Annotated in this window: 22 protein-coding genes, 2 tRNA genes and 2 pseudogenes; 16 read left to right on the top strand and 10 right to left on the bottom strand. The window is 73.7% G+C overall.

What is annotated here, in order from left to right:
- Positions 1-175 precede the first annotated feature (175 nt).
- The 4 genes from ACN267_RS24740 (at position 176) to ACN267_RS24725 (ending at position 1,157) form a co-directional block, all read left to right on the top strand.
- Positions 176-249: transfer RNA gene (locus ACN267_RS24740), tRNA-Ile, on the top strand.
- A 49-nt stretch (positions 250-298) separates the two neighbouring features.
- The gene (locus ACN267_RS24735; RefSeq protein ID WP_211291697.1) at positions 299-427 is read left to right on the top strand and encodes a DLW-39 family protein; all 129 of its coding nucleotides are present in this window, start codon (positions 299-301) and stop codon (positions 425-427) included.
- Positions 428-459: 32 nt separating this feature from the next.
- A tRNA-Ala gene (locus ACN267_RS24730) sits at positions 460-535 on the top strand.
- Between the two features lie 286 nt (positions 536-821).
- Entirely contained in the window at positions 822-1,157 is a 336-nt protein-coding gene (locus ACN267_RS24725) for a DUF952 domain-containing protein (RefSeq protein WP_421489754.1), read from the top strand.
- Here the strand turns inward: ACN267_RS24725 and ACN267_RS24720 are convergent.
- The 3 genes and pseudogenes from ACN267_RS24720 to ACN267_RS24710 form a co-directional block, all read right to left on the bottom strand.
- On the bottom strand, positions 1,143-3,218 hold the full coding sequence (locus ACN267_RS24720) for an NACHT domain-containing protein (protein WP_421489753.1): 2,076 nt from the start codon (positions 3,216-3,218) through the stop codon (positions 1,143-1,145). The two genes, ACN267_RS24725 and ACN267_RS24720, sit on opposite strands and share 15 nt — an antisense overlap.
- Positions 3,215-3,985: a hypothetical protein gene (locus ACN267_RS24715; protein WP_421489752.1), complete on the bottom strand. Its 771-nt coding sequence runs from the start codon at positions 3,983-3,985 to the stop codon at positions 3,215-3,217. Before ACN267_RS24715 ends, ACN267_RS24720 begins: the two co-directional genes overlap by 4 nt.
- Before the next feature lie 177 nt (positions 3,986-4,162).
- Positions 4,163-4,925, bottom strand: a pseudogene (locus ACN267_RS24710) (HAD-IA family hydrolase).
- Positions 4,926-5,025: 100 nt separating this feature from the next.
- Here ACN267_RS24710 and ACN267_RS24705 point away from each other — a divergent pair.
- Entirely contained in the window at positions 5,026-5,370 is a 345-nt protein-coding gene (locus ACN267_RS24705; RefSeq protein ID WP_204958384.1) for a hypothetical protein, read from the top strand.
- 253 nt (positions 5,371-5,623) lie between these two features.
- Positions 5,624-6,592, top strand: a complete 969-nt coding sequence (locus ACN267_RS24700) for an L-threonylcarbamoyladenylate synthase (RefSeq protein WP_421490490.1) — start codon at positions 5,624-5,626, stop codon at positions 6,590-6,592.
- 14 nt (positions 6,593-6,606) lie between these two features.
- Here the strand turns inward: ACN267_RS24700 and ACN267_RS24695 are convergent, their stop codons facing one another.
- The gene (locus ACN267_RS24695; RefSeq protein ID WP_421489751.1) at positions 6,607-11,043 is read right to left on the bottom strand and encodes an HAD-IC family P-type ATPase; all 4,437 of its coding nucleotides are present in this window, start codon (positions 11,041-11,043) and stop codon (positions 6,607-6,609) included.
- Between the two features lie 198 nt (positions 11,044-11,241).
- Here ACN267_RS24695 and ACN267_RS24690 point away from each other — a divergent pair, with 198 nt between their 5' ends.
- The 5 genes from ACN267_RS24690 to ACN267_RS24670 all read left to right on the top strand — a co-directional run bounded on the left by ACN267_RS24690 (position 11,242) and on the right by ACN267_RS24670 (position 14,551).
- Complete coding sequence (locus tag ACN267_RS24690; protein ID WP_204958386.1) at positions 11,242-11,502, top strand: hypothetical protein; 261 nt, start codon at positions 11,242-11,244, stop codon at positions 11,500-11,502.
- Between the two features lie 83 nt (positions 11,503-11,585).
- Positions 11,586-12,956 carry an MFS transporter gene (locus ACN267_RS24685; protein WP_421489750.1) on the top strand — a complete coding sequence of 457 codons (1,371 nt, stop codon included), beginning with the start codon at positions 11,586-11,588 and terminating at the stop codon, positions 12,954-12,956.
- A 51-nt stretch (positions 12,957-13,007) separates the two neighbouring features.
- Positions 13,008-13,652 carry a GAP family protein gene (locus ACN267_RS24680; protein WP_421489749.1) on the top strand — a complete coding sequence of 215 codons (645 nt, stop codon included), beginning with the start codon at positions 13,008-13,010 and terminating at the stop codon, positions 13,650-13,652.
- Between the two features lie 70 nt (positions 13,653-13,722).
- Positions 13,723-13,917 carry a hypothetical protein gene (locus ACN267_RS24675; RefSeq protein WP_088647200.1) on the top strand — a complete coding sequence of 65 codons (195 nt, stop codon included), beginning with the start codon at positions 13,723-13,725 and terminating at the stop codon, positions 13,915-13,917.
- Positions 13,918-14,002: 85 nt separating this feature from the next.
- Positions 14,003-14,551, top strand: a complete 549-nt coding sequence (locus ACN267_RS24670; protein WP_204958389.1) for a YbaK/EbsC family protein — start codon at positions 14,003-14,005, stop codon at positions 14,549-14,551.
- A 71-nt stretch (positions 14,552-14,622) separates the two neighbouring features.
- Here ACN267_RS24670 and ACN267_RS24665 read toward each other — a convergent pair whose 3' ends face one another.
- The 4 genes and pseudogenes from ACN267_RS24665 to ACN267_RS24650 form a co-directional block, all read right to left on the bottom strand.
- A complete protein-coding gene (locus tag ACN267_RS24665) occupies positions 14,623-15,255 on the bottom strand; it encodes a DsbA family oxidoreductase (RefSeq protein WP_421489748.1) in 633 nt (210 codons plus the stop codon).
- A 20-nt stretch (positions 15,256-15,275) separates the two neighbouring features.
- On the bottom strand, positions 15,276-15,701 hold the full coding sequence (locus tag ACN267_RS24660) for a SufE family protein (protein WP_204958391.1): 426 nt from the start codon (positions 15,699-15,701) through the stop codon (positions 15,276-15,278).
- 174 nt (positions 15,702-15,875) lie between these two features.
- The gene (locus ACN267_RS24655) at positions 15,876-16,295 is read right to left on the bottom strand and encodes a CBS domain-containing protein (protein ID WP_204958392.1); all 420 of its coding nucleotides are present in this window, start codon (positions 16,293-16,295) and stop codon (positions 15,876-15,878) included.
- A 58-nt stretch (positions 16,296-16,353) separates the two neighbouring features.
- A pseudogene (locus tag ACN267_RS24650) lies at positions 16,354-16,617 on the bottom strand (His/Gly/Thr/Pro-type tRNA ligase C-terminal domain-containing protein); the annotation flags it as partial.
- Positions 16,618-16,898: 281 nt separating this feature from the next.
- Between ACN267_RS24650 and ACN267_RS24645 the strand changes: the two are divergent.
- Entirely contained in the window at positions 16,899-17,633 is a 735-nt protein-coding gene (locus ACN267_RS24645; protein ID WP_204958393.1) for a class I SAM-dependent methyltransferase, read from the top strand.
- A 66-nt stretch (positions 17,634-17,699) separates the two neighbouring features.
- Here the strand turns inward: ACN267_RS24645 and ACN267_RS24640 are convergent, their stop codons facing one another.
- Together ACN267_RS24640 and ACN267_RS24635 are read right to left on the bottom strand one after the other, a co-directional pair.
- Positions 17,700-17,894 carry a DUF397 domain-containing protein gene (locus tag ACN267_RS24640; RefSeq protein WP_204958394.1) on the bottom strand — a complete coding sequence of 65 codons (195 nt, stop codon included), beginning with the start codon at positions 17,892-17,894 and terminating at the stop codon, positions 17,700-17,702.
- Positions 17,885-18,688 carry a helix-turn-helix domain-containing protein gene (locus ACN267_RS24635; protein ID WP_204958395.1) on the bottom strand — a complete coding sequence of 268 codons (804 nt, stop codon included), beginning with the start codon at positions 18,686-18,688 and terminating at the stop codon, positions 17,885-17,887. The genes ACN267_RS24640 and ACN267_RS24635 overlap by 10 nt, the downstream gene beginning before the upstream one ends.
- A 210-nt stretch (positions 18,689-18,898) precedes the next feature.
- Between ACN267_RS24635 and ACN267_RS24630 the strand changes: the two genes are divergently transcribed.
- The 4 genes from ACN267_RS24630 (at position 18,899) to ACN267_RS24615 (ending at position 21,768) form a co-directional block, all read left to right on the top strand.
- Positions 18,899-19,237: a hypothetical protein gene (locus ACN267_RS24630; protein WP_204958396.1), complete on the top strand. Its 339-nt coding sequence runs from the start codon at positions 18,899-18,901 to the stop codon at positions 19,235-19,237.
- A 105-nt stretch (positions 19,238-19,342) separates the two neighbouring features.
- Positions 19,343-20,113, top strand: coding sequence for an SGNH/GDSL hydrolase family protein (locus tag ACN267_RS24625; RefSeq protein WP_088645756.1), 771 nt, complete (start codon positions 19,343-19,345; stop codon positions 20,111-20,113).
- Position 20,114: 1 nt separating this feature from the next.
- Positions 20,115-20,807 (top strand): imidazolonepropionase-like domain-containing protein, encoded by a 693-nt coding sequence (locus ACN267_RS24620; protein ID WP_421489747.1) that lies wholly within the window; start codon positions 20,115-20,117, stop codon positions 20,805-20,807.
- 58 nt (positions 20,808-20,865) lie between these two features.
- Positions 20,866-21,768, top strand: a complete 903-nt coding sequence (locus ACN267_RS24615) for a sulfurtransferase (protein WP_421489746.1) — start codon at positions 20,866-20,868, stop codon at positions 21,766-21,768.
- Positions 21,769-21,780: the final 12 nt, after the last annotated feature.

The raw sequence follows: 21,780 nt of genomic DNA, 5'->3' as shown, positions 1-21,780 counted from the left end.
GGCCGCCCCGATACCGCTGTCTCCGCTCAACGGAATCGATCTCCGGCCCGGGGAGCGGGCGGAAAGGGCTCGCCCCGTCGCGGGCCGACCGGTACGGTCGGGAAGGCGCGGGAGCGTCGGCCACCCCGATTTGGGAGCGGACGACGCGATGGGTTAATCTTGCTCGTCGCCACGCGGGGCTATAGCTCAGTCGGTTAGAGCGCAGAGCTGATAACTCTGAGGTCGCTGGTTCGATTCCAGCTAGCCCCACCGCACACCGTTCCGACGGGCAGTCGAGTCGAGCGCGAGGGGTCGCCCCATGTTCAAGAAGCTTCTGTTCCTGGTCGGCATCATCGGCGTCGCCGCTGTGGTGGCCAAGAAGGTCAAGGAATCCAACGACGAGCGCGCCCTCTGGCACGAGGCCACCACCTCGCCCGACCTGCGCTGACCAGCCAGCACCCGGCGGCTCGACCCGCCCTCGGGGCCCTAGCTCAACTGGCAGAGCACTGCCTTTGCAAGGCAGGGGTTAGGGGTTCGAGTCCCCTGGGCTCCACCAGCATCACCCTTGACCAGGTGTTACAGCTCGTGAAGATCAACGGGCACATGATGGCCACAGGTCCTGGGGCCCGTGCAGCCTGGCGGCCGGTCACGCCACCGGCATAGCAGGCGGAGGCGATCGACAGCGGCAGCCGCCGGGCCGGACACGCGCGGGATACCGGGCACGCGCAGCACCCGACGCCGGCCGGACAACCCACGTGTACCTTCGCCGGCGCAGACCAACTTCGGCCAGGCTGACGGGTTGCGGTGGCTGCGGATCACCCGGCCATCTGCCACCCTGGGCTGTGCTGATTTACAAGATCCTGCTGCCCGCCGAGTGGGCCGAGTTCGAGGCCGCCGGCCGCTTCGACGGCTCACCGCTCGACCACAGCAGCGGCTTCATCCACTGCTCCTCGCGCGAGCAGGTGGGTGCGACCGCGCTGCGGTTCTTCGCGCAGGAGCCGGCGCTTGTGGTCGCCGCTCTCGACGCCCGGCTTCTCGGCGCGGCGGTGCGCTGGGAGGGCGTCCCCGACGGTGAGCCCTTCCCGCACGTCTACTCGGCTCTGCCGCTCGATGCTGTCGTCGCGGTCCACCAGGTGCCGGGCGCGTCGTCCGTGGACGGTGCGCTACCGCGGGGCTAGGTGGTCGGGACGTGGCGGTGCGGGAGGGTCGGCGGCCAACCGGTCGCGAAGCCGGGGGTGACGGAACTGGTAGACGGCACCGACCTGGCGGAGTACGCCCCGCTCGGCCGCGTCGCGGAGAAAGGCCATCGTCCGCCAGGGCAGCCGACCCCGCATCGCCAGGACGGCCCGCGCGATCGCATACTCGGTCCAGGCGCCGTAGCCCACCCAGCCGATCGCGAACGCGAGCATGTAGGCGACCGGGGACCGCAGTCCACCACCGAACAGCAGCGCCAGGGTGACCCCCGCGACGAGCAGGGCGCCAGCGGGTGCCAGCACCGATCTGCGGTCGGCCCGCAAGGTGGCGAGGGGATTGTCCGCGCGGGCGGGATCCTCGGCGATCACGATCTCGCGGGATGGGTCGTTAACCCTGTGTCGGTGGAGGCTCCAGACGGGAACGACCACGGCCGACGCCATCAGGCCGAGCCCACCGATGATGCCCGGCAGGCTGTCACCTGACAGGTACCACAACACCACTCCCGAGCCGGCCAGCAAGGACGCCAGCATGAGCCTGACGGATGTCGTACGCAGGAGGTGCCGCAACCGGCGTCCACTGACCTGCACCCGGTGGATCGGCGTGGCCGGCACGAAGCCGAGTCGGGTCCGGAGTCGCTCACTCACCGCAACCGGCGTGGTCACGGCCGCGAACAGGACCGTAACGATGAGATTGCCGTGGACGAGCCACACCGACGCCCAGAACAGCAGATTCGTCACCGCGTACTGCGCCGGCCTGAGGAACCGCATTGTCCGGTGCAGCTGCCACCAGGCGATCTCGTGGGTATCCGTGTCGCGCAGGTGCCGCGCTAGGAAGCGCAGCCAACTCCTCGCATCGTCGGGATGCCAGGTCTCGTCCGTGTCCCGCCGACGGGCCGGCGTCGGCTGTGGTGGATAGGCGACCGACACCAGACCGTCGAGGAGGTGATTCTCGACGGCGGCCTGATCGGGGAACCGGACCCGGTCGCACAACTCGCGTGGGTCGGCGGCGGCACCGGCATAGGTGGTGCGGGCCAGCCAGACCAGCAACGGCGTGCGCAGGGCTCTGGTCAACGGCGCTTCCGGATCGGCATCCAGATCGAGAAACGTCTGCCCCCACCGACTGTTCACCCCTTCGGGGGCGAAGTACCCCCGGATGTCGGCAAAGGCGAGCGGCAACACCTCGACCACCGCGGCGCGGGACAGGCCGCGTTCCGCGCTCTCGACCGCCCTCCGGTACGGCGCGACGAGGCTGGTCACCACCAGCGGGACCGTGGACCCCAGCTCGTGCAACGCGTTCATCGTCTCTTCGCGTAGCCCGTCACCGATCATGTCCAGGCCCTGGATGACGGGCAGCACGAGGTTCCTGTCGACGAGGTAGGCCGCCAGCGTCCGGCGTTTACGGCTGCCGAAGAGGCGTTTACGGGGTCCGGACAGGGGCACCGACGCTCGCAGATGCGGGTAGTCCCCGGCCAACTGCTCCGCCATCCAGTCACGCAGGAGTTGCTTGCCCGGGTTCCACGTCCCGGCGGGCAACAGCACCGGGACCGGCTGACCGGGAAGCCGCTCCTTGAGCAGGGTGCTGACGAGCCGGGTGACCAGCACGGTCCGGCCCGACCCTGCCGCACCGAGGATCACCAGACGGCGATGGGGTAGCCGGTGGGTGAGCAGGTCGGCGAGATCGTCGAGGCCGCCGGTGGGAGGCTGTGCCGGGGTCAGGCCGAGCGACGACCAGGTGACCTCGCCCATCGACGCCTCGGCGACCTCGGTTGCCGCCCATCGCACCGGCAGCGGGCGGCTGAGCACCCCGCTGCGTTCCTCGTCCCGCTGACGTCGTACCGCCACCTCGTCGGCCAGGGTCTCCAGAGCTTTCGACAACAGGACGTCGCTCGAGTGGGTGGGCGGGACGCTCCCGTAGTTCACCTGGTTGATGGTGTTGTGGTCACCGAAGGCGGTCGGCCCGTGGGAGGTGTTCCCGGAGTAGACGTTCCCCGGGGCCGGGACGGGGGGTTCCTCCGGCTGGTCGGCAGGGGGGTCGACGGTACTCACCGCGGTGACCGCCCCGGACGGGTGTCGTCGGCGGAACCGTACGTCGTGACGGTGTTCCCGTTGCCGAACGCGGCCGGTCCGTGCGACGTGATGTGCTGGAACACCTGCCCGGCAGCCGGCGGTTGTGGCGTGCCGACCTCCTGAGGACGGTCCACCCGGTTCAGGTCCGTCCGTTCCTGCGGATCGGCGGGGAACGCGTCCGGCACGGTCGATGCGGCGGCATCCTGTCCCGGCACGAAGACCCAGGCGGGGGCCGCGAAACCCTTGTCCGGCAGGCTGGCGGTGATCGGCAGGAACTGATCCTGCGGCAGGTCCTGATACTGGCGGACGACGTCCTGATAGATCAGATCCGACACGACCAGCGCGACCTCCGCCCGGGGAAAGCGGCGCAGCATGCTCTTGAGCTGCGGCGAGTCGACCAGTCGACAGACGGTCACCACAGCGCTGCCGGCAAAGCCGTTCGCGCTGTCGAGATGGACCAGCCCCTGGTGGACGCCGACCCGCACCCGGACCCGGGCCTCGGCGGACAGGCCCTGGTTGTGCTCCCGCAACAACCGGTCCAGGAGCGGTGCGATCCGAAGGACCCGCCGCTCACTCGTCTCCGGCGGCAGGACCGCGAGCTGGCTGTCACCGTTGTCTTGGCGCAACGTCCCGGGCAGCACGATGCCCAACTCCTCCCAGGCCGCCCGCATGACTTCTGCCAGTGCCTGCTGTGCGCGGTGTTGGAGCACATTGTTCCGCCCGCTGTAACGCTCGATGTCGACCATGAGGACGACGTGTCGGGTCGGGTTCCCCGCGTCAGCCACCATTCCACCCTTCGCTGGCAACATTGCCCGGTCGCGGAATTCCTACCAGTCGATGGCAAAGGAGAACCCGCCAAAATGCGGGATGTCGTGGGTGGTACCTCCGGCACCCCGGACGTCACGATGCGGGCGGGTCGTTCCTCAGCCGGCGGAGCCTCGGGCCAGACGTAGCAGGTCGAGCAGGCCGTGGCCGTCCTCGACCCGGGCGTCCGGGGTGACCGCGGGGTGTGGTGGTTCCCGGTCGGTGCGGGGGGAACGCATCAGGATCGCCGCCCCCGCCCCGGCCCGGCGGGCGCACTCGACGTCCCGACCGAGGGTGTCCCCGACGAACCAGCAGTCACCGATCGGAACCCCGACGGCCTCCGCCGCCAGCAGCGCCAGGCGCGGGTTGGGCTTCCGGGGACCGGCTTCGTCGCTGTAGAACTGGGCGGCGAACGACCCGGCCAGGCCCCTCGGCGGCCAGGAAATCCCGGTGCGCGGCGCCGCAGAGGGTGTTGCTCACCACGGCCAGCGGAAGGCCCGCTCCCGTGGCCGCCGCCAGCGCCTCGGGGATACCTGGGCGCACCGCCCAGTCCGCCCGCCAGGTCCAGGCGTACGACAGGGAGGTCGCCTCACGGTCGACGGCGTCGCGGGCCGGGCGGGGCCACGATGCCGTGACGAACTCCGCCCACACCCGGGCGTGCGGCAGCTCCACCGGGTCGGCCGTCCGGCCCGCGTCGTCGCGCCAGGCCGAGTACCGTCGCGCGCCCCCGGTCAGGTCGGCGGCGATCTGCCGTTCGGACACCGCGCCGTCGACGAGCCGGGAGAGCCGTCGGACGAGTTCCGGTGGGGCGGGCGGCTGCGGGGGCGCATCGGCCAGGACACCGCCGAAGTCCAGCAGGAGGGCGCGCGGCGAGCGGAGCATGCCGGCAATTCTCCAGCAGGGTGACCGACCGCGCGGGGCGGCACGGTCGGCGGGCATCCCCTAGCCTCCACACGATGGGAGCAGTCAGCCGTTGAGCCGCATGACGACCGATGGTGACCCGGGCAGCCGCCGTCTCCAGCTCTACTGCCGGATCGACGTCACCGTGACCGACCCGACCGCGCTGACCGACCACGCGGTCGCCGAGTTGCACGCCGCCGACGTCGACTGGGCGCAGGAGGAGGACGACCTGCCGTCCGCCAGCGCAGAGCTACGGGCTGACCTCACCCGGGCGCTCGCCTCCGTCGCGGACGTCACCCGGGTCGTCGACACCATCCCGGGCGTCGAGTTCCGGGGCGGCGTCTGCTGGGCGGAGACCGGCCCGCCACGCGCGTCGTTCGCCCCGACCGGCGGGCGGCCCGCGACGGCACCGGACCCGGCGGAATAGTCCTGCCGGGTCACCCTCCAGCGACCCGGCGCGGCCGGCCGTCAGCGTGCCCCGACCCGGCCGGACAACCGTCCCTGCCGGTCCGACGGGCGGAGTGAGGCGGCATCGCGACGTCGTCCCCGGCTGGCCGGCGAGCGTGACCGGGCCGGGAGCGCCGACCGTCGCCCCACCGGCCGGGCGACGGCCACCCGCACCGGTCCGGGCGTCGACGGCAGGCTAGCGTCGGGGGGTGACCACTGGCTTCCCCCGCGTCCTGCCCGCCGAACACGACGGCATCGCCGAGGCCGCCGACGTGCTGCGGGCCGGCGGGCTGGTGGCCTTCCCGACCGAGACGGTCTACGGGCTCGGCGCGAACGCGTTGGACGCCCGGGCCGCGGCGCGGATCTTCGAGGCGAAGGCGAGGCCCAGCTTCGATCCGCTGATCACCCACCTGGCCGACGCCGCCGACCTGCCGGCCCTCGTCGGTGGGCTGCCCCCGACCGTCGCGGCGCTGGCCGAGCGGTTCTGGCCGGGGCCGCTCACCCTGATCGTGGACCGGCCGGCCGTGATCCCGCCGATCGTCACGTCCGGCCTCGACACGATGGCCGTGCGGGTGCCCGACGAGGCGTCCGCCCGTGCGTTGATCAGGGCTGCCGGGGTGCCGGTGGCCGCCCCGAGCGCCAACCGGTTCGGGCAGCTCAGCCCCACCCGGGCCGAGCACGTCGTACGCGGGCTCGGCGCGGCCGTCGACGTGGTGCTCGACGGCGGTCCGACCAGGTGCGGGATCGAGTCGACGATCGTGGACGCGCGTGGCCCGCAGCCGGTGGTGCTGCGCCTCGGTGCGCTCGCCGTGGAGGACCTCGTCGCGGCGGTCGGCCCGGTGACGGTCCGGTCGGGCAGCTCCGGGCAGCCGGTGGCCCCCGGCACGCTGGCCGCGCACTACGCGCCGCGTACCCCGTTGCGGGTGGTGGCGGGTGCGGTGCCGGCGGCGAACGGCGGCGTCCGGCGGGGCTACCTGGCCTTCCGGGCGGCCCCGCCGGCCGGCTACGCGGCGGTGGAGGTGTTGTCGCCCACCGGTGACGTGACCGAGGCCGCCGCCCGCCTCTTCGACGCGCTGCACCGGCTGGACGCGGCCGGGGTGACCGAGATCCTCGCCGAACCGGCCCCCGACGAGGGGGTCGGGCGGGCGGTCAACGACCGGTTGGGCCGCGCCGCCGCCACCTGGTCCCCGCCCCCGGCCTGACCCCCGCCGAAGATCTAGCCCGCCGGCTTCGGGTCGGCGGGCCGTCCCCGGGTCGGCAGCTGCTCCACCAGCCGGGTCAGCGCGCCGTTGGCGAAGGTCGCGCCGAGCGCCGACCCGGCGGCGATGGTCCACCCCACCGGGCCGAGCGGGGTGCAGCCGAAGAACTGGCTCACCCCGGGCGTCTGCACCACGGCGGCGAGCACCCCGACCGACGCCGCCGTCGACGCGAGCACCGTCGGGCTGGTGCCCCCGGCCAGGACGGTCTGCCCCAGCTGCGTGCCGACCAGCGAGACCAGGGCCACCGTGCCGGCTCGTCGTTCCCGGCCGGTCCACCGGGCCACCGTCCAGCCGGCGGTCGCCCCGAGGGTGGTGGCGGCGGCCCGCAACCCGATCTCCCGGGTCATGGTGCCGCCGAGGGACGCGTCCGGGCCCTCGCGGAGCAACCCGTCGGTGTGGTCGGCGTCCGGGGGCCGGACGGCGATGGCCAGTGCCGGCGCCAGGTCGGTGAGCAGGTTGACCAGGAGCAGTTGCCGGCCGTTGAGCGCCGACCGGCCGGTGACGGCGGCGCTGAGCACACTGAACGCGATCTCGCCGAGGTTGCCGCCGACCAGGATGCTCAGCGCGTGGCGTACCGACGACCACATCGCCCGTCCCTCGACCAGGGTGGCGATGATGGTCTCCAGCCGGTCGTCGGTGACCACCAGGTCGGCGGCGGCGCGGGCGGCCGGGGTGCCCCGCTGACCGAGGGCGATGCCGACGTCGGCCAGCCGGATCGCCGGGGCGTCGTTGGCGCCGTCCCCGGTCATCGCCACGGTCCGCCCGCACTTCTGCAACGCCTGGATGATCCGTACCTTGTGCGCCGGGGTGCACCGGGCCACCACGTCGGTCCGGCCCAGCCGTTCACCGATCTCCGCGTCGTCCCACTGGTCCAGGTCGGTGGCGGTGACCACCCGTTGCCCGTCGGCATCCGGGCTGATCGCCGACGCGATCGCCTCGGCGGTGGCCGGATGGTCCCCGGTGATCATGATGGTGTGCACGCCGGCCTGCCTGATCCGGCGGACCGCCGGGGCGGCGCTGTCGCGTATCCCGTCGGCGAGGGCGAGGAAACCGACGAAGACCAGCCCGCGTACCTCGTCGTCGGTGACCGTCGCGGCACCGGCCCGGCACTCCGCCACGGCGAGGATGCGGTGCCCCGCCCCGGCCCGGTCGGCGAGCACGGTGTGCAGCCGCTCCCGGCGTTCGTCGTCCAGCGGCTCGTCCCGGCCGTCCGGCCGACGCCACGCGCCACACCGGGGCAGCACCGTCTCCGGGGCGCCCTTCACGCTCAGCAGCAGACCGTCGGCGGCGCGCCCGACTGTCGCGTGGTAGCCCCGGGACGGCTCGAACGGCAGCCCACCCACCGCAGCCCAGCCGGCCGCGCCGGTCTGCTCCGTGGTCTCCGCCTGCCGCGCGCCGTACCGGACCGCCCGGTCGGTGTGCTGCGGCAGCTCCTGCGGATCGGCCGCGTCGGGGGTGGCCCGCAGCCCGGCGGCGAGGACCCGGCGCAACCCGTCGTCGAGCCGGTCGACGGGTGCGAACCGCTCGCCGTCGCCGACCCCGGCGAGCAGCAGCCGGCCCTCGGTGAGGGTGCCCGTCTTGTCGAAGCAGAGCACGTCGACCCGGCCCAGCGCCTCGATGGTGCGCGGGTTGCGGACCAGCGCGCCGTGCTCGGCCAACCGTCGGGCGGCGGCCAGCTGGGCCGCGCTGACCAGGAACGGCAACCCCTCCGGCACCGACGCCACCGCCAGGTTCGCGGCGGTCGCCGCCGTCTGCCCCAGCGGTACGCCCCGCAGCAGCCCCGCCCCGGCCACCGCGACCGCCGAGGCCACGGCCAGCGGGACCGCCGAGCGGGTGAGCCGGCCGAGCCGGGCCTCCACCCCGCTCTCCGGTGGGGCCTGCCGGGCCAGCGCGAGGCTCCGCCCCGACTCGGTCGCGGAACCGGTGGCGACCACCACGGCGGTGCCGCGACCGGTGGCGACGGTGGTGCCCTCGTACACCATGGAGGAACGGTCGGCCAGGGCGGCGGCGACCACCGGGGCGGCCCCCTTGGGCACCGGCAGCGACTCACCGGTCAACGACGACTCGTCGGCCTCCAGACCGTCGGCGGTGAGCACCCGGCAGTCCGCCGGCACCGCGTCCCCGGGGCCGAGGAGCACCACGTCGCCGGGGACGAGGTCCTCGGCGGCGGTCACCCGTTCGACCCCGTCCCGCAGCACCGTGGCGGTGACCGCCGAGCGGGACAGCAGCTCGGCCAGCGCACGGTCGGTGTTGCGCTGGTGCACCGCCCCGACCAGCGCCGACCCGCCGACCACCCCGCCGACCAGGGCCGCGTCGACGAGCGAGCCGAACGCCGCCGACAGGACCGCACCGGCGGCCAGCACCGGCGTGAGCGGGTTGGCCAGCTCGTCGACGAACGCCCGGAACAGGCCGACCGGTCCGCCCGACGGGTCCGGGTCGACCCGGTGCCGGCGTTGCGCCTCGGCGTCGGTCAACCCGTTCGGGCCGGTGTCGAGGTGACGCAGCACGGTCGGGACCGGCATCAGGTGCCAGGCGGTGGCGGCCGGTGCCGGGGACCCGTCCGGGCCGGGCAGCCGGCGGGCCCGCCACACCCCGTTGGCGAAGGCCACCGCCGCCGCACCGTTGACGGCGAAGAGGCTGCGGTCGGGCAGCTGCGGCACGGCGGCGGTGAACGCGCCCAGCGCGCCGAGGCCGGTGCCGGCCATGGCGAGCCTGATGTTCTGCCCGGTCATCCGTCGGGCCACCCCGGCCGCCTCGATGAGCAGCGCGACGATCCGCAGGTCGGTGCCGACGAGCAGGTGGGCGCCCCACGGGGGCAGGTCGTCGGGGCCGGCCGTGCCGAGCCCGCAGTCGGACGCCGCCAGCGCCACCCGGTCGCCCGAAACCAGCATCACCACCGCGCCGTCGCGTTGCAGGGCCCGGACGGAGCCGGCGAGCCGGTCCCCGCCGGGCAGCACCGCGTCGGCGAAGCCGTACCGCTGCGGGTCGGGGCCGGCGACCACCAGGCGCAGACCGGCGTGCCGGGCGGCGGCGGGCAGCACGTCGACGCCGGGTGCCGGCTCGGGGGCGACCCGGACGACGGCGGCGAGGGTGCCGTCGTGGACGAGGCCGAGCAGGGGGCCGTCCGTCGCGCGCAGCCGTCGGCTCTGCGGGGTGTCACCCGGGTCGGCGGCGTCGAGGCCGGCGAGCGGCCCGAGTCGCCAGCCGTCGGCCTCGCGTACGTCGTCCGGCCGGTCGGGGTCGAAGAGGGCGAACGCCCGGCCGGCAACCTCCCCGGTGTCCGTGCCGGCCAGCGGGGCCAGGTCGGCGAGGACACCCCGGTCCGAGCCGAGTACGGCCGCGTCCAGCACCACCGTGTCGATCCGGTCGAGTTCGCGCAGCACACTGCGGTCCATGGCGATCACGCCGCGGTGGGCCAGCACCCGGCCGAGTTGGGCGGCGTACCCCTCGCGGCCACTGCCGGGGGCCTTGGGCAGCGCGGCGAGCGCGAGCGCGGCGGCCCGTTTCGGGCCGACTACCGGCCACGCGGCTGCCCCGGCGGCTGCCCCGGTGGCGAGCATCGTCGAGACGTACCGTTCGACGGGGCCGTCGGGCCGGGGGCAGGGCCGCCCGGGGCCTGGTGAGCGGGCGACGGCGCGTTCCGGGTCACCGGTCAGCCCCGGCTCGGCGCGGGTCCATGCGGTGAGCTGGGCGCGCGCCTCACCCCACTGCACGATCCGTTGCGCGCCGTCGAGGACGATGCCCGCCCAGCCGCCGGTGAGGCCCTGCACGACCGCCTCGGCGAGCGGAAACAGCACCTCGGTGCGCCGGTCCGCCCGCCAGCCCCGGCCGGCGAGGTCGTGCAGCCGGGGGTGCAGGTCGACGGCGCTGAGCAGGCCGGCCACCTCACCCGGCACCGGGGTGAACGGCAGGATGCGGGTGGCGGCGGAGATGGTCAGGCCCAGCGCGTCGGAGGCGAGCGCGCCCAGCGTGCGGGGGGTACGCGGCCCGTCCTCCGGCGGGTGCGGGGGCGGGATCTCCGGGTCCGGCTCGTGCGGGCAGATCCGTTCGACCCGGGTCACCGTGTCGATCAGGTCGCGCAGTTTCGGCTTCGGTTCCCCGACGGCCACCACCACCCGGCCGGAGGGGGCGTTCACCCGCGCCCAGGCCACCCCGGGCATCCGCTCCAACGCCGCCTCGACCTGACGGGCCAGCCGGTCGCCGCCGTCCTGGCAGACGCCGTGCACCTCGATGTGGTGCCGGCCGTCGCGGGACCAGACCTGACGGCGGGCCAACCCGGCGACCCGGGCCAGCCGGCCGGCGGCCGAACCGACGGTACGGGACGCCTCGCCGAGCAGCGGTGGCACCGGCACCGACGGGAGCACCCGGCCGGCCACCCGGCCCAGCGTGGTCATCGAGGGGTACGGCCGGATCGGTCCCGCCCACTGCCGCCGTACGCCATCTCGCCTCCCGCGTTCGTCAGGCGGCCTGGCTTCCCGGCCGGGCGTCCGTTATGCCCCCCGGGCGGGGGAAGTTTCCGTCGGGGGCGGGGCATGGACGGCGTTGCCCGTGGAATCCGGCTGACGACCCGACGGCTAGGCAGGGAGGCCGGAATGAGCACGATCACGCGAGACCTCAGCGGTGCCCGGGAGACGGTCCGGGCGTACACCAGGCGGGTGGAGGTGCCGATGCTCGGTGAGGTGGCGGTGCCGCCACCGGACAAGCTCGCCTACTACGCCGGGGTGGGGTTGCTCGCCGCCCTCCAGGTCATCGAGTGGCCGCTGGCCCTGGTGGTCACCGCCGGCCACCTACTCGCCGACCAGCACCTGTCGGGGCTGGCCAAGGGGCTCGGCGAGGCGTTGGAATCGGCCTGACGAGACCGGGCTCACCCTTGACCTGAACCGGGGTGCAGGTCGCAGGCTGGGCGCATGTCCGACGTACCGCCCGGCGTCGTCCGGTGACCGCCACCCTCACCCCGGCCACCCGCCTGTACGACCCGCGCCTGCGGGCGATGACGGTGGGCATTGTCGCCCTGGTGTCGCTGCTCGCCTTCGAGGCGTTGGCGGTGGGCACCGCCATGCCCACGGTGGCCCGCGCGCTGGACGGGCTGGGGCTGTACGCGCTCGCCTTCGGTGGCTCGTTCGCCGCCGGTGTGCTGGCCATGGTGCTCTCCGGTATCTGGTGCGACGCCCGGGGGCCGCGGGGGCCGATGTGGGCCGGGGTCGGCCTGTTCGTCGCCGGCCTGTTCGTCGCCGGGAGCGCCGACGCGATGGGCACCCTGGTGGTCGGCCGGGCGGTGCAGGGCTTCGGCTCCGGACTGCTCTCCGTCGCGTTGTACGTGGTGGTCGGGCAGGCGTACCCGGAGGAGTTGCGGCGTCGGGTGTTCGCCGCGTTCGCGGCGGCGTGGGTCGTGCCGGCGCTGGTCGGGCCGGCGGTGGCCGGGCTGATCGTGGAGTACCTGGGCTGGCGGTGGGTGTTCCTCGCGGTGCCGGTGGTGGCGCTGCCGGCGGTGCTGCTGGTCGAGTCGGGCCTGCGGACGCTGCACCGCCCGTCGCCGGCCGGGCCACCGGCGGGCGCGGCGGCCCGGATCGGGTGGGCGGCCGGGGCGGGGGTGAGCGCCGCACTGCTGCACCACGGGGGGCAGCAGCGCGGCGTGCTCGCGGTGACCCTGGTGGCGGTGGCCCTGGCCGGCCTGGGGGTCTGTGCGCCCCGGCTGCTGCCGGCGGGGTTCCTGCGGGCGGCCCGGGGCCTGCCCACCGTGGTGGGGCTGCGCGGGTTGGCGGCGGCGGCGTTCGCGGGCGCGGAGGTGGTCATCCCGCTGATGCTGTCCCGGGAACGCGGCTTCTCGCCGACCGCCGCCGGGCTGGTGCTGACCGTCGGCGCGCTGTCCTGGTCGGTGGGTTCCTGGGCGCAGAGTCGGCTGCCGCCGCCCCGGTCCTCGGCGACCCTGCCCCGGCTCGGGCTGGCCTGCGTGGCGGCGGGCACGGCCACCGTCGCCCTCGCCGTCTGGCCGGCGGTGCCGGTGGCGGTCGCGGTGGCCGGTTGGGCGGTGGCCGGGCTGGGGATGGGGTTGACGTTCCCGTCGCTGTCGGTGTTGACGCTGGCTCTGTCGGCCCCCGACGAGCAGGGCCGCAACAGTTCCTCGCTGCAACTGGCCGACTCGTTGTTCACCGCCACCGTGCTGGCGCTGACCGGCACGGTGCTCGCCGCCGGGACGACGCCCGGCCCGGCCGGGTACGCGGGGACGCTCGCCGTGGCGGTGGCGTGTGCGCTGCTCGGCGCGCTGCTCGCCGGGCGGGTGGTGCCGGCCCGGGGAGGTCCCGCCTGATCCCGGGGAATCCCGTCGGACGGGCCGGCCCGGCGGCGAGGATGGTGGGCGATGAACGTCCTGACGATCCTGCCGATGGCCGTGGTGATGGTGGCCGGTACGCAGCTGGTGGCGGCGGTCTTCCTCGCCTCCGGTGACCGGCCCCGCCGGGCGTCGCTGGGCTTCCTGGCTGGCGCGGCGCTCGTGGTGTCCGCCGGTACGACCCTCGCCTGGCTGGTCTTCCGCCTGGTCAGGGATGCGGCCGGCGGGGGCGGCGGGGGTGGCCGCAAGCCGGTCGAGACGGTCATCGACTGGGTGGTGCTGGCGCTGCTGGTGGTGCTGGCGGTGGTGGTGTTCCTGCGCCGGCACTCGGCCGGGGAGCCGGCGTGGATGGGCCGCCTCCAGCACGCCGGCTTCGGGTACGCGTTCCGCTTGGGCCTGCTGCTGTTCGTGGTGATGCCCTCCGACGACCTGACCATGGTGACGGTCGGGGCGACCGCCGCCCGGCACGGGCTGCCGTGGTGGCACCTGGTGCCGTTCGTGCTGCTGACCCTGTTGTTGCTCGCGCTGCCCCTGCTGGCGTTGCTGCTGCTCGGGAAGCGGGCGGACCGGGTGCTGCCCCGGATGCGCGACTGGGCGGACCGGCACTCGTGGATCATCAGCGAGGCGGTGGTGGGGTTCTTCCTCGTGCTGACCGTCGTGGACCTGCTGAAGTGAGGTCGACACGTACGGGGGACCGGCCGAAGATGAGCCGGCTACGGGTTCCGGTCCTGCCTACCGTGACCCCATGGTGGTCTTCGTCGTCACGGTGCTGCTCTACGTCTTCGGTCTGGTCTTCCTCTACGGGGTGATCCGTCTCGCCGTGCGGCACGGCATGGAGGATCTGGAGGCCCGTCGGCCCCAGGTGCTGCGGGGTGCGCAGTCGGCGTCGGCCGACGACCGGGCGTTCCTGCGGGAGAACAGCTTCCTCGGCGGCAACTGACCTGTCGGCCCGTGGCGCTCCGCGCTGACCTGCGGGGTGGCCCGTCGGGCGGCCGGTCGCCAGGGGTGCGAGGATCGCTGCCGTGATGGGAACCTTGCAGACCGAGCCCGCCCGGACCCGCCCCGACCTGTTGGCGGCACCGGTGGCCGCCGCGCTGACGGCGTGGCCGGCACAGGCCCCCGTCGACGTGGACGCCGTCCTGGTCGCCCCGATCGACGCCACGCTGGCCGACACGGCGGCCTTCTGCGCGGCGTACGAGGTGGGGCTGGACGTGTCGGCGAACTGCGTGGTGATCGCCGGCAAGCGGGAGGGCGAGATCCGGTACGCCGCCTGCGTGGTGCTCGCCACCACCCGGGCCGACGTCAACGGGGTGGTCCGCCGGACGCTGGACGTCCGCAAGGCCAGCTTTGCCCCGATGGCCGAGGCGGTCGAGTCGACCGGGATGGAGTACGGCGGGATCACCCCGATCGGGCTGCCCGAGTCCTGGCCGATCCTGGTCGACGCCCGGGTGATCGCCACCCCGCATGTGATCATCGGTTCCGGCGTACGGCACAGCAAGATCGCCCTGCCGGGGCCGGCGCTCGGCGCGCTGCCCGGGGCGCGGGTGGTGGAGGGCCTGGCCCGGCCCGCATAGTCATTCGCATTCATCGATGTTGTTGCACGTGAAACATCGTGCCCGTCGATGTCGCCCCGGCGCGCGGGGCGTCAGGCGGCCGACTCCCGCTGGGCGACCTCGGTCAGGGCGGCGAGCAGCGTCTCGGGCTCCTGCGCACCGGTGACGCCGTACTTGCCGGCCAGGACGAAGGTCGGCACGCTGGACACCCCGAGCTGGTGGGCGGTGGTCAGGTCGGCGGCCACCTCACGACGACCCGCGTTCGAGGCCAGGTACTCGCGCGCCTCGCCCTCGTCCAGCCCGACCGAGACGGCCAGGGCCACCAACGCCTCCGGCGAGCCGACGTCGACCCCGTCGGTGAAGTGCGCCTGGTAGAGCGCCTCGACCAGCTCACCCGCCCGACCGTGCTCGTCGGCGAACCGGACCAGCCGGTGCGCGTCGAAGGTGTTGGCGCTCACCGCCCGGTCGAAGTTCAACGTCAGCCCCACCCCGGCGGCCACCTGGGTCACCTGGCCGGCCATCGACTCGGCCCGCTCCCGGCCACCGAACTTCGCGGCCAGCGCGTCGAGCAGCGGTCGGGACGTGGTCACCGGCGACGGGTCGAGCTGGAACGGCCGGTACCTGACGGTCACCTCGCCGTCGTACGACGCGAGGGCCTGTTCGAGGCGGCGCTTGCCGATGTAGCACCAGGGGCAGACCACGTCGGCGTAGATCTCGATCTCCATGACCGGAGACAACCCCCAGCTCAGCCTGCTTGTTCCCGTACCTGCCGCTTGAGTCGGGCCAGGATCGCGGTGCCGCCGCGTACCCGCAGCGGGCTGATCGCCTGGGCCAGGCCCATCCGCTGGTAGAGGTCGTCCGGCACGTCCAGCACCTGCGCGGCGCTCGCCCCGGCCAGCCCCTCGGCGAGGATGCCGGCGAAGGCCCGGGTGGTGGGCGCCTCCGGCGGGCAGTCGAACACGGTGGTCACCGTGCCGTCCCGGGCGACCTCGGCGCGCAGGAAGAACGCCGTCTGGCACTCGGGGACCTGCTCCAGGTCGTCGCGGTCCACCCCGGCCGGCAGCGGCGGGACCACGTCGGCGTACTCCAGCAGCATCTCCAGCACCACGTCGCGGGGCGCGTCGGCGAACTCCTCGACGATCTCGGCCAGCTTCGTCGGCATCTCGGGCATTCCGCCAGGCTACCGCCGTCCCCTGCCGTCCCCGCCCGACGGTCGGCCCGCCCCGGGCACCCGGCCCGGCCGGGGGTGGGTCCACCTGCCCCCGGCCACGTCACCCGTGCGCACCGGCCGTCGTTGCCACCCGCCCGGTAACCGGCCGTCGTGTCCGGCTCAGTTCGTTCGGGCTCAGTTGTTCGGGGCGCCCTCGCTGATGTCGGCAAGCGCCGAGCTGGGGTCGAGCTGCATCGCCAGGTCACCCAGGGAGACGATGCCGACGAGCTTGCGTTCGTTGTCGCAGACCAGGATGCGCCGGATGTTCCGCTCGCGCATCAACGCCACCGCCTCGCCGGCCGTGGCGTGCTGCTCGATCATCACCACCTCCCGGGTGATGATCGAGCCGATCGAGGTGCTGGCCGGGTCGCTGCACTCGGCCACGGCCCGGACCACAATGTCCCGGTCGGTCAGCAGACCCGCCAGCGTGGAACCGTCGGTGACCACCACATCCCCGATGTCGGCCTCCTTCATCACCCTGGCCGCCTCGTCCAGAGTGGTCTCCGCCGACAGATAGACCACCTGCTTGGTCATCACGTCACTGACCCGGTACATGAGAGCCTCCGCACAACACCCGTAGTCGATCCGACTTTGGTACCCCGTGGCGCGTCCGCTACACCCCGTTGCCGCGAACCCGACTCAGCAGGTGGTCGGCCAGGCCGTCCCACGGCACCTCGTCGCGTCCGCCGGTCGCCCGGTCGCGCACCTCGACGTACCCGTCAACGAGTCGGCGGCCGACCACGACGACGCACGGGATGCCGATCAGCTCGGCATCGGTGAACTTCACCCCGGCCGAGACGGTGGCCCGGTCGTCGACGAGCACGCGCAAGCCAGCCGCCGACAACCGGCCGCCGAGGTCGAGCGCCACGTCGAGCCGGCGCACCCCCCACCCCAGCGATCCCTTTCACCCCCTCCCACCCTGCGCGCCCCCGCCCCCGCCCCCGCCCCCCGCCCCCGCCCCCCGCCCCCGCCGTTTCGCGGTGATCAAGAGGTTTGCGTCAGCTTTGATCTTCAGGTTGACGCAAAGCTCTTGATCAGTTGACGCAAACCTCTTGATCACCGGGGCGAGAGGGCGAGAGGGTGAGGGGGCGAGGGGCGGCGGGGTGGCGTGGGGGTAATTCGATGGACATGGGTTTCTGGGGCGGTGAGCATCGGGGCATGCGGCAGGACGAGATCTGGGACGCCGAGGCTGCTCGGCACTACGACACGCCTGGCGAGGGGATGTTCGCACCCGACGTGCTGGGGCCGACGGTGGACCGGTTGGCCGCGCTCGCCGGTGACGGGGCGGCACTGGAGTTCGCCATCGGCACCGGTCGGGTCGCCGTTCCGCTCGCCGCCCGGGGGGTGCCGGTGACCGGGATCGAGCTGTCGGCGCCGATGATCGCCCAACTCCGCACCAAGGTGGACGCGGACACCGTCCCGGTGGTCCCCGGCGACATGGCGACCACGGTCGCCCCCGGCGAGTTCTCCCTCGTCTACCTGGTCTTCAACACGATCGCCAACCTGCTCACCCAGGCCGAACAGGTGGCGTGCTTCCGTAACGCCGCCCGGCACCTCGCCCCCGGCGGCCGGTTCATTGTCGAACTGTGGGTGCCTGAGCTGCGCAAACTCCCACCCGGGCAGCAGGCGGTGGTGTGGCACTCCGAACCCGGCTACGTCGGCCTGGACACCTACGACGTGCTGACGCAGCACGTGGTGTCCCACCACTTCCGGTTCGGCGACGGCCGGCAGGCGGAACTGTTCCGTACCCCGCACCGCTACGTCTGGCCCGCCGAGCTGGACCTGATGGGGCAGCTCGCCGGGTTCACCCTGGAGAGCCGGCACGCGGACTGGGCCGGCGGCGAGTTCACCGCCGAATCCCGCTCCCACGTCTCCGTCTACCGCCTGGCCTAGCCGCCGGCCTCCGACGCGACCGTCGGCCTCCGACGTAGCCGGCCGGCCTCGGCGGGCCGGAACGGGTCAGTGGGTGCCGACACCCTTGCCGGTGGCAGCGACGAACGAGCGCCAGGCCCGGCGGTCGAAGGTGAGGACGGGCCCGGTCGGGTCCTTGCTGTCGCGCACCCCGACGACGCCGGGCAGACCGTCGGCGACCTCGACGCACTCGCCGTTGCCGCTGCGGGTGGACTTGCGCCAGGTGGCACCGGTCAGCTCCATGACGTCATCACTTCCTTCATCAGCAGTGCCGACTGGTTGTGGGGCAGGGCCTCGCTGCGGACGCTCTCCCACCGTGCAATCAGGATAGTCAGCTCCCCGTCCTTGTCGATCGTGGTGCCACTGAGCTGATTCTCCAGATGGCCTACCCAACCGCTGTCGTTGCCGAGTGCCAGCGTGAACGGGCCGGCGAGACCCACGTGGGTGCTGACCTCGGCGGGTATCACGTGGATACTGACGTTCGGCTGGTCGACGCACTCCAACAGATGGGCGATCTGCTGCACCATCAGGCCCCGGAAGCCCTCGTCCGCGCGCCGGAGCACCGCCTCCTCCACCACCGCGATCAGCTTCGGCGGCTGCTGACGACTGAGCACGCTCTGCCGGTCCATCCGGACGGCGAGCCGCCGCTCCACCTCGTCGTCGCTGAGCATGTCGTCGGCCCGGATCACCGCACGGGCGTAGTTCTCCGTCTGCAACAGACCCGGGACGAGCGTCGGGTGGTAACACCAGAGCTGCTGTGCCTGGCGTTCGGCCTCCAGCCAGGGCCGGAACCAGTTCGGTTGCGAGTAGCGCTCGGCCAGCCTGAGCAGTGAGGTGAGCAGCCCACCGGTCGTCAGGACCTCGTCCGCCCGCCTGAGGAACAGCCTGTCGAACGGGCGTTGGCCCAGCTCGATGGCGGAGATCTGCGAGCCGGAGAAGTGGACCAGCTTGCCGAACTCCTCCTGACTCAGCTCCGCATGCAGCCGCAGTCTGCGCAGTTGTGCCCGGATCAGGTCGGCGGTCGGTTCACTTTCCACACGTCCTCCACGGTTGTCCCGGCCGCCTCCCCGGTCCGACCGGGCGGCCCTCTCCGTCGACCCGGCCTCGCCCCGGCCGGCGTCGATGCCTTCCGACCGTAGTGGTGTCATCACCAGAATGTCACCAGCGGGTCGCCTTCCCTCCGGCCCGCTGGTGACCCTCCCCGTGCAGGGGGCGGCCCCGTTTCCATCACCAGGAGGTCGAGACCGGTGAACTTCCGTCCGTTTCCGGTGCCGCGTCTCGGCCCGTACGCCGACCGGCCCCGCTCCCACCCGCCGGGCGGCCGGCCGCACCTGCCGCTGCGACCGCTGTGGGTGTGCCGGGCCTGCGGCGGCCCGTGGCCGTGCGCCGAGGCCCGGCTGCTGCTCCGCATCGAGTACGACGCACACCCCGTCGACCTGGCCGTCTATCTGTCCGGGCTCTATCACGAGGCGAGCCACGACCTGTTCCGGCTGAACCCGCAGGACGGGCCGACGCCGCGTGACCTTTTCGAGCGGTTCGTCGCCTGGGCCCCCTACCGCCGGGGACCGGCCGGCCCACCCCCGTAGTGCTGGTCGATGACCTGCGCCACGTTGGGGCGGTGGGCGGCGACGCACGACGGTCTGCCGGTGACAGACTGGTCGCCGCAGGCAACGAGGGCATGAGGGGGCGGCGTGCGCTGGCGAAGCTTCGTGGCGGTCGGGGACAGTTTCACCGAGGGCATGGACGACGCCTACCCGGACGGCACCTACCGGGGTTGGGCGGACCTGGTGGCCACCCGGCTGGCCGCCGAGGCCGGGCCGGACTTCGGCTACGCGAACCTGGCCATCCGGGGCCGGCTCTTCCCGAGTGTCGTCGCCGAGCAGGTGCCCGCCGCGCTCGCCATGAAGCCCGACCTGATCAGCTTCGCGGCCGGCGGCAACGACGTGCTGCGCCGTACCTTCGACCCGGACGCGTTGGCGACCCGGTTCGACGCCGTGGTGGCCCGACTGCGCGCCAACGGTGCCGACGTGATCCTCTTCCGGTTCGCCGACGTGCTGGCCCGGCTGCCCGGCCAGCGCCTCGTCTCCCCCCGGATCGAGCTGGTCAACCGGATCGTCGGCGAGATCGCCGAGCGGCACGGCGCGATCCTGATCGACCTGTTCGCCGACGACACGTACCGGCTCAATCCGATGCTCTGGAGCCCCGACCGGCTGCACCTGTCCGCCGCCGGGCACCGGCGGGTCGCCGCCCAGGTGCTGACCGCGCTCGGGGTGGGCTGCGACGAGGAGTGGCTGCTGGTCCCGGAGCACCCGGCCGCCACCCCGTGGCTCGCCGCCCGCGCCGCCGACCTGAGCTGGGTCGGCCGGCACCTGGCCCCGTGGGTCACCCGCCGGCTCACCGGCCGGTCCTCCGGCGACACGGTCACCGCGAAGCGCCCCATCCTCGGCCCGGTCGCCGACTGACGTGCGCACCCTGCACACCGCCCCCCTGCTGCGCCTGACCCTCAACGACGAGCCACCACCCGGCCGGACGATACCGAGCGACGAGTCTCCGCCGGGCCGGGTGACGCCAGGCGACGGGCCACCGCCGGGCCGGGCGGTCCCGGCCGACGACGAGCCCCTGTCGGGCCGGCCGGCGCAGGTCTCCGCTGGGTCACAGCCGGACCGGTCGACCCTGGGCGACGGTGGGTCGCCGCCGGCCGGGCCGGCCCCGGGCGACGGCGGGCCGCTCTCAGGCTGGCCGGCCCCGGGTGACGGTGGGCCGCTCTCGGGCTGGGCGGTGCTGGTCGACGGGGACCGGATCGAGGCGGTCGGGCCGGTCGGGGAGCTGACGCAGGCGTACCCGACGGTGCGGGTGCGGCGGTGGCCCGGCACCCTCGGGCCGGCGCTGGTGCACGACGGGCCGCTGCCGCCGGCCCCCACCCCGCGCGAACGGGTGCACGTGCTGCTGCGATCGGGCGTCGGCGCGGTGCTCGCCGCCCACCTCACCGACCCGGCGGTACGCGCGGCGGCGGCCCGCAACGACGTCGCCGTCCTCGACGCGGCACGGCCCCCGGCCCTCACCGTCGGCGGGCGCGCCGACCTGGCCGTCTTCGCCGACGACGGTCGCTGCCTCGCCACCGTCGTCGCCGGCCGCCTGCTCCACCGCCGCGCCTGACCGGCGGTCCCGTCCCGTTGGGCGGCCGACGCCCCGGATACCGGCGTAACTTGGGCTCATGTCTGTGCCGAGTGATCCGCATCCCCGCCTCCAGTCGTACGCCGACCCGCAGCGGCTGGTCACCACCGAATGGTTGGCCGAGCACCTCGGCGACGAGGGTCTCGTCGTGGTCGAATCCGACGAGGACGTGCTGCTCTATGACACCGGTCATCTCCCCGGGGCCGTCAAGGTCGACTGGCACACCGAGCTGAACGACCAGGTCACCCGGGACTACCTGGACGCGGAGAGCTTCGCCGAACTGTGCGCGGCCAAGGGCATCGGCCGGGACGACACGGTGGTCTTCTACGGCGACAACTTCAACTGGTGGGCCGCGTACGCGCTGTGGGTGTTCACCCTGTTCGGTCATGCCGACGTCCGGCTGCTCGACGGCGGCCGGCAGAAGTGGATCGCCGAGGGGCGCGAGCTGACCCGGGAGAAGACGGTCCGGCCGCGCGCCGCCTATCCGGTGCCGCAGCGTAACGACGCGCCGGTCCGGGCGTACCGGGAGCAGGTGATGGCGCACGTGGCGGCGGGCCGGCCGCTGGTCGACGTCCGGTCGCCTGGCGAGTACACCGGCGAGATGCTGCACATGCCCGACTACCCGCAGGAGGGCGCGCTGCGCGGCGGGCACATCCCGGGCGCGGTGAGCAAGCCGTGGAAGTCCGCCGCGAACGACGACGGCACCTTCAAATCGGCCGACGAGCTGCGGGCCATCTACACCGACCAGCTCGGGTTGAGCCCGGCCGACGACGTGGTGGCCTACTGCCGGATCGGTGAGCGGTCCAGCCACACCTGGTTCGTCCTGCACCACCTGCTGGGCTTCCCGCAGGTGCGCAACTACGACGGTTCGTGGACCGAGTGGGGCAACCTGGTCCGGGCCCCCGTGGTCCGGGGCGACCAGCCCGGCGGCCTGGCCGGCTGACCAGCCCTCCGC

Source organism: Micromonospora sp. WMMD734 (genome assembly GCF_049178975.1).
GTDB classification, from domain to species: Bacteria; Actinomycetota; Actinomycetes; order Mycobacteriales; family Micromonosporaceae; genus Micromonospora; species Micromonospora wenchangensis.
Note: the sequence above shows the minus strand (reverse complement) of the source record. Positions and strands in the feature narration are given on the sequence as shown.